Source organism: Stenotrophomonas nitritireducens, from assembly GCF_001431425.1.
In the GTDB taxonomy this organism is placed as follows: Bacteria; Pseudomonadota; Gammaproteobacteria; order Xanthomonadales; family Xanthomonadaceae; genus Stenotrophomonas; species Stenotrophomonas nitritireducens.
This window is the reverse complement of the sequence record NZ_LDJG01000012.1, coordinates 84,557-91,642: the sequence shown is the minus strand read 5'-3', so window position 1 is coordinate 91,642 and position 7,086 is coordinate 84,557. Positions and strand designations below refer to the sequence as shown.

3 protein-coding genes are annotated in these 7,086 nt (G+C 72.0%); 1 reads left to right on the top strand and 2 read right to left on the bottom strand.

Annotation, left to right across the window (positions count from 1 at the left end; genetic code table 11):
• Positions 1-690: 690 nt before the first annotated feature.
• Complete coding sequence (locus ABB22_RS08955; RefSeq protein WP_055765522.1) at positions 691-4,116, bottom strand: hybrid sensor histidine kinase/response regulator; 3,426 nt, start codon at positions 4,114-4,116, stop codon at positions 691-693.
• Positions 4,117-4,182: 66 nt separating this feature from the next.
• Positions 4,183-5,598 carry a sensor histidine kinase gene (locus ABB22_RS08950; RefSeq protein WP_156357984.1) on the bottom strand — a complete coding sequence of 472 codons (1,416 nt, stop codon included), beginning with the start codon at positions 5,596-5,598 and terminating at the stop codon, positions 4,183-4,185.
• A gap of 127 nt (positions 5,599-5,725) precedes the next feature.
• Here ABB22_RS08950 and ABB22_RS08945 point away from each other — a divergent pair, with 127 nt between their 5' ends.
• Positions 5,726-7,012, top strand: a complete 1,287-nt coding sequence (locus ABB22_RS08945; RefSeq protein ID WP_055765528.1) for a tetratricopeptide repeat protein — start codon at positions 5,726-5,728, stop codon at positions 7,010-7,012.
• Positions 7,013-7,086: the final 74 nt, after the last annotated feature.

The following is a 7,086-nucleotide window of genomic DNA, read 5'->3' as shown; positions in this document are numbered from 1 at the left end:
GCTGGGGCCTTCCCGGCAAAGCCCCGCCGGGCGCTGCCCGGCGCTACAGAAACGCGGCAATCCCTCGCCTTGTAGAGCGGGGCAACGCCCCGCTGGAGCCTTCCCGGCAAAGCCCCGCCGGGCGCTGCCCGGCGCTACAGAAACGCGGCAATCCCTCGCCTTGTAGAGCGGGGCAACGCCCCGCTGGGGCCTTCCCGGCAAAGCCCCGCCGGGCGCTGCCCGGCGCTACAGAAACGCGGCAATCCCTCGCCTTGTAGAGCGGGGCAACGCCCCGCTGGAGCATTCCCGGCAAAGCCCCGCCGGGCGCTGCCCGGCGCTACAGAAGCGCGGCAATCCCTCGCCTTGTAGAGCGGGGCAACGCCCGGCTGGAGCATTCCCGGCAAAGCCCCGCCGGGCGTTGCCCGGCGCTACAGAAGCGCGGCAATCCCTCGCCTTGTAGAGCGGGGCAACGCCCCGCTGGAGCATTCCCGGCAAAGCCCCGCCGGGCGCTGCCCGGCACTACAGAAGCGCGGCAATCCCTCGCCTTGTAGAGCGGGGCAACGCCCCGCTGGAGCATTCCCGGCAAAGCCCCGCCGGGCGCTGCCCGGCGCTACAGAAACGCGGCAATCCCTCGCCCTGTAGAGCGGGGCAACGCCCCGCTGGGGCCTTCCCGGCAACGCCCCGCTGGCGCTCTCCCGGCCAAGCCGCTCGCTACAGCCGCCAGGCGGTGAGGAAGGCGCGCAGCGAGGCCGGCTTCACTGGTTTGGTCAGCACCCGGTAGCCGCGCTCGCGCGCCAGCCGCTTGAGTTCGTCGCGGCCGTCGGCGGTGAGCAGCGCGCCGGGCAGCGGCCGCCCGGCGGCCTCGCGCAGCGCGACCAGCGCATCGAGGCCGTCCATGCGGTCGTGCAGGTGGAAATCGACCAGCATCACGTCCGGCCGTTCGGCGATCTTCTCCAGCGCCATGTCCACGGTGCTGGCGGCGATCACCTGCACTTTCCAGCGGCCGAGCAGGGCGCGCATGCCGTCGAGGATTTCCTGGTCGTTGTCCACGCACAGCACGCGCATGCCGGCCAGCGCCTCGTCGCCGCCGAACGCCGGCATCGCGCGCGCCGGCGGCGCCACCGCCGGCGTCGGCACGCGCGGCAGGGTGATGGAGAACATGCTGCCGCGGCCGGGCTGGCTGCGCGCATCCAGGCCATGGCCGAGCAGGCGCGAGATGCGCTGGCAGATCGACAGGCCCAGGCCCAGGCCCTGCTCGCCCCAGTCGAACGGCTGCTGGTAGCGGTGGAACTCGTTGAAGATCTGCTGCATGTGGTGTTCGGGAATGCCCGGCCCGGTGTCCCATACCTGCAGTTCGACCTGGCCGCCGCGCACGCGCAGCGCCAGCACGATGCGCCCGCTGCGGGTATAGCGCAGCGCGTTGGCCATGAAGTTCTGCAGCACGCGGCGCAGCAGGCGGCGGTCGCTGCGCACCCACGCCGGCCGCGCGAACACGTGCAGGCGCAGGCCGCGCCCTGCGGCCACCGGCGTGTACTGCGCGGCCAGTTCGCGCACCAGCACCGCGGCGTCGAAGTCGGTGACGGTCGGGCGCAGGCCGCCGGCGTCCAGGCGCGACACGTCGAGCAGGCCGTCGAGCAGTTCCTCGGCCGCGCGCAGCGAGGCGTCCACGCGCTCGGCCAGGTGCCGCTGTTCGTCGCCTTCCTGCAGGCCGTCGCGCAGCGCCGAGGCGAACAGGCGCGCGGCGTTGAGCGGCTGCAGCACGTCGTGGCTGATCGCGGCGAGGAAGCGGGTCTTGGACTGCTGCGCCGCTTCGGCCGCCTGCGAGCGCTCGGCCACGCGCTGCTCCAGGGTCTCGTTGGCTTCCAGCAGCGCCTGCTCGGCGCGCTTGAAGTCGGTGATGTCGTTGTAGCTGGTGACGTAGCCGCCGCCGGGCAGCGCCTGGCCGCGCAGCTCGATCACCTTGCCGTCGGCGCCGGTGCGCTCGAACACGTGCGGCGTGCCGGCGCGCATGTGGCCGATGCGGCGGTCGATCTGCACCTCGATGTCGCCCTCGCCCAGCTCGCCGCGCTCGGCGTTGTAGCGGATCAGGTCGGCGACCGGGCGGCCGACGTAGAGCATGCCGTCGGGATAGCCGAACATCTGCTGGTAGCGGCGGTTCCACGCGGTCAGGCGCATGTCCGGATCGACCACGCTGACCCCGGCGCTGATGTTCTCCAGGGTTGTCGACAGGATCTCGCGGTTGAAGCGCAGTTCCTGCCCGGCTTCGTCCAGCACCGCCACCACTTCGCCCAGGTCCATGCCCGAGCCGCGCAGCAGGCTGGTCAGCAGCAGGCGCGCCGACGCGGCGCCGATCGAGGCGGCCAGCAGGCGTTCGGTGAACTGCACCCAGGCGCGGTCGGCGGCGGCGGCCGGCTGCAGTTCGCGCTGCAGCGCCTGCGCCTGCTCGGCGAAGGAACGCCGCGCGCGCACCTCGCCGACCACGCGCGTGGCCAGCGCCAGCAGGTCGCGCACCTTGACGTGCGCCGGCCAGTCGCCGGCCACCGCCGGGCGCCGCGCATACGGCTCCAGGAACGGCGCCACGCGCAGCCGCTCGGCCACGCCCGGGCGCCAGCGCATCGACACCAGCAGCATGGTCGCGGCGTTGAGCAGCAGCGACCAGAACGTGCCGTGGGTGAGCGGATCCCAGCCGCGCAGGCCGAACAGCTGCTCGGGCCGCAGCCAGCCGATGCCGAACGGCCCGTGCTCGACCAGCGCCACGTCCAGCCAGCCGCCATGGCTAAGCGCCGGCAGCAGCAGCGTGTATATCCACACGCCGAAACCCACCGCCATGCCGGCGCCGACGCCGCGGCGGCTGGCGCCGCGCCAGTACAGGCCGCCGATCAGGCCGGGGGCGAACTGCGCCACCGCGGCGAAGGCCATCAGCCCGTAGGTGGCGAGCATGGTGTCGTTGTTGCTGCCGCGGTAGTAGCCATAGGCCACCAGCGCCAGCAGCAGGATCGCCAGGCGGCGGATCCACAGCACCCGCGAGGCGACGTCGGCGGCCTCGCGGTGGTCGCCGCTGCGGCGCAGCAGCAGGGGCATGACCAGGTCGTTGCTGATCATCGTCGCCAGCGCGATCGAGGACACGATCACCATGCCGGTCGCCGCGGAGAAACCGCCGACGTAGGCGACCAGTGCCAGCGCGGTGTTGCCGCCGCTCATCGGCAGTGCCAGCACCAGCGCGTCGTCGGCCACGCGGCCGCTGCCCAGCAGCGCGTTGCCGGCCACCGCGATGGGCACGATCATCAGCGAGATCAGCACCAGGTAGCCGCCGAACAGCCAGCGCGCGCGGCGTACGTCGCTGACGTCGCCGCATTCCACCACCGCCACGTGGAATTGGCGCGGCAGGCAGATCAGCGCCAGGAAACTGAGCAGGGTCTGCGAGACGAAGCCCACCGGCGGCGCGCCTTCGAACAGCGTGCGCGCCGAGGCCACCACCGCGGTGCCGCGGTCGGACAGCCACACATAGGCGAACACGCCCACCGCCACCATCGCCAGCAGCTTGATCATCGATTCCAGCGCGATGGCCAGCATCATGCCGTGGTGGTGCTCGGTGGCGTCCACCTGGCGGGTGCCGAACAGGGTGGCGAACAGCGCCATCAGCAGGGCCACGTACAGCGCCGGATCGGTCAGCACCCCGCCGCCGCCGGCATCGCCGGTGAGCACCTGCAGGCTCATCGCCACCGCCTTGTACTGCAGCGCCAGGTACGGCACCACGCCGATCAGGGCGATCAGCGCCACCAGCGCGGCCAGCCTGCGCGAGCGGCCGTAGCGGGAGGAAATGAAATCGGCGATGGAAACGACGTTCTCGCTGCGCGCGATCAGCGCCAGCCGTTCGATGATGCGCCAGCCGAACAGCAGCAGCAGCAGCGGCCCCAGGTAGATCGGCAGGTAGCCGATGCCGTAGCGCACCGCGGTGCCGACCGCGCCGTAGAAGGTCCACGACGAGCAGTACACCGCCAGCGCAAGGCTGTAGACCACCGGCCGCAGCCAGGGCCGGTCCGGATACATCGGCCGATGGTCGCCCCACCACGCCACGCCGAACAGCAGCGCGGCATAGCCGAGCGAGACCAGCAGCAGGATCCAGCTTGAGACCAAGGACGAGTTTCCGGACGGGCCGTGCCGCAGTGTAGCCGCTGCCGTCGCGACGGCAGCGCGCGCGGATCAGTACGGTATCGTCACGCCGACTTCCGGCTGGCGGGGCGCGTCGGGCAATGGCCGCGCCGGCAGCCACAGGTGGAAGCAGGTGCCGGCGCCGGGCGCGCTGTCCACCACGATCCGGCCGTCGGCGGCCTTGATCAGGTTGGCCGCCACCGCCAACCCCAGGCCGGTTCCCTGGCCGCTGGGCTTGGTGGTGAAGAACGGCTCCAGACAGCGCAGGCGCACCTCCTCGCTCATGCCGTGGCCGCTGTCCCTGACTTCCACGCACAGTTCGTTGCCGGGTTCCCGGCAGGACAGCGCGAGGCGGAACGTGCCGCCGTCGGGCATGGCCTGCTGCGCGTTGGCCGCCAGGCTCAGCAGCACCAGTTCCAGCTGCGCGGGATCGAAGTGGATCTGGCAGCGCACGCCGCCGGTGTCCAGCGCGAACGCCACGCGCGCGTCGAACAGCTGGCGCAGCATCGGCTCCATCGCCGCGACGGTCCGCGCCGCGTCCAGCAGCTGCGGCCGCGCCACGTCCTGGCGGCTGAAGTCCAGCAGGCGGCGGGTGACCGCGCCGGCGCGCCGCGCCGCCGACTCCACGCCCTGCAGGGCGGCCCTCAGCTCGGCCGGATCGTCGCTGCGGCGGCCCTTGCCGGCATAACCCATGATCAGCGCCAGCAGATGGTTGAAGTCGTGCGCGACGCCGCTGGCCAGGCGGCCGACGTTCTCGATCTTCAGCGCGTGCACCAGCTGTTCGCGCGAGCGCTCCTTCTCGTGCATTTCCAGCTGCAGCTCGTCGCGCTTGCGCGCCAGGTCGGTGCCGCGCCGCTGCGCGATGCGCAGGTTGTCGCGCAGCGAGGACAGCGACTGGTCCAGCACGAAGGCCGCCATCGCCGTGCCGAACCCGGCCAGCGCCAGGTCGCGCAATGCCAGTTCCACGCGCATGGGCAGGTAAAAGCCGGCCGCCGCATCCAGCCACGCCCCCAGCGCCAGCAGCCCGCCCAGCCAGCCAGCGGCCAGCCACAGCGCGCGCCGGCCCAGCAGCGCGCCGGCCAGCAGCACCGGCAGCAGTTGCAGCAGCTGCCCCTGCATCTGCGCGCGCAGCCCCCAGTAGCCATAGGCCACCGAGGTCAGCACCAGGTTGGACAGCACGAACGCCGCGACGGACAGATGCAGCCGCCGCCGGCGCAGCAGTTCCAGCGACACCAGGCAGGTCAGCATGCCGCACACGGTCAGCGCCTGCCCCGGCAGGCCGGAGGAGGGCGGGCTCCACAGCAGGGTCAGCAGCTGGTAGCCGGCCACGGCCAGCAGCAGGCGCAGCAGCATCGCCACGGCGCGCGCCTCGGTGGCATCGACCGCGGGCGGCATCCACCGACGGGCGACGGACGCGCCCTGCGGCGGCTCGGCCGCATCCTCGGGTCGGGAAGGTAGGGAGAGCATCGGGTTGGATCCCCGGCACGGCGGGGCGCCGCGCGATACATGGAAGGTCGCCGCTATATTACGGACCATCCGTTGTAGAAGCGCTCCCGCGGTCCTGCGGACGAAGCAATCCCGCCGCTGGAAAGAGATGCGCCTGTTCCCCATTCCCCGATGTCTGCCGCCGTGCCTGCTGCTGGTACTGGGCCTGGCGGGTCCCGCACAGGCCGCCGAGGGCGATGTACGCCTGAAGGAGGAAGTGGCGCGCTGCGTGCCGCTGGTCTACGACGCCCCCCGCGATGCCCTGGCCCTGGCCGATCGCCTGCTGGCCCTGCCGGCGCTGCCGCTGGCGATGAAGATCGACGCGGTGAGCTGTCGCACCTCGGCGCTGCACCAGCTCGGCCGCAATGACGAGAGCCGGCAGGCGATCTCGCAGCTGCAGGCATTGCTGCGCACGCCGGGACTGGCGCTGGGGGAATACGACCAGGTGCAGCGCCGCGTCGCCTTCCTGCTGCTGCGAGACGGCCGCATCGACGAGGGCCTGCGGATCCTGGAAGCCCTGCAGGAGCGCAGCATCGCCACGGGAAACATCGGCGGCCAGATCCTGGCGCTGGGCCACATCGCCCTGGTCCACGCCGAACAGCTGGACGATCCGGAGGGCGCCCTGCACTACCAGCAGCAGGCCCTGACCCTGTCCGGACACCTGCCGCGTCCGCCACGGCCGCAGGACGTCACGCTCAACTACAACCACGGCTGCACGTTGCTGCAGCTCAAGCGCTACGAAGAAGCCGGCAGGGCGTTCGACCGCGCCGAACACATCGCCCGCCGGCTGTCCATGCAGGAGGCGCTGCTGCACAGCATCCGCAGCGACCGCGCGGAGATACTGCGCGCCCGCGGCCATCGCCGGATCGCCCGGTCCGAGCTCCTGGCCGTGCTGCATTGGCAGGAGCGCAACAACCCGTTGAGCCGGGTCACCACGCTGCAGTATCTCGCGCGGATCGCGCTGGACGAGGGCGTGCCGGAACAGGCGCGGGAGCTGGCCGAACAGGCGGCGACGGTGGCCGAGGCCGGCAGGTTCCCGGGCCATCGCGAACGACTGGAACTGCTGGCCGAAATCAGCATCGCCCAGGGCGACGCGGCGAAGGCGCACGGCTATCTGCGACGGGCGCGCCAGTCCGACCGGCCGGGGATGTCGGAGGAAAGCCTTGCCCGTCTTGCGCGGATGCAGGCCCGGGCCGCGCAGGCGCTGGAGCCGGCCCGGGTCAATGCGCTGCAGGAGGCCAACCGCGACCGCCTGCTGCGCGATATCGCGCTTGCCATCACGGCGCTGCTGCTGGTGGGCGTGGCCGGCCTGTACCTGCGCACGCGCCGGCAACAAAAGAGCCTGCGCGGGCTCCTGGCCAGCGCCAGGCCGCTCCTCCGGCACCGGGACGGCTGACGCCGGCGATGCCGCGCGGCGCGATGCGTCGTACGACATGAGGGGAGTGGGGCTATATTAATAGGCATCCGTTG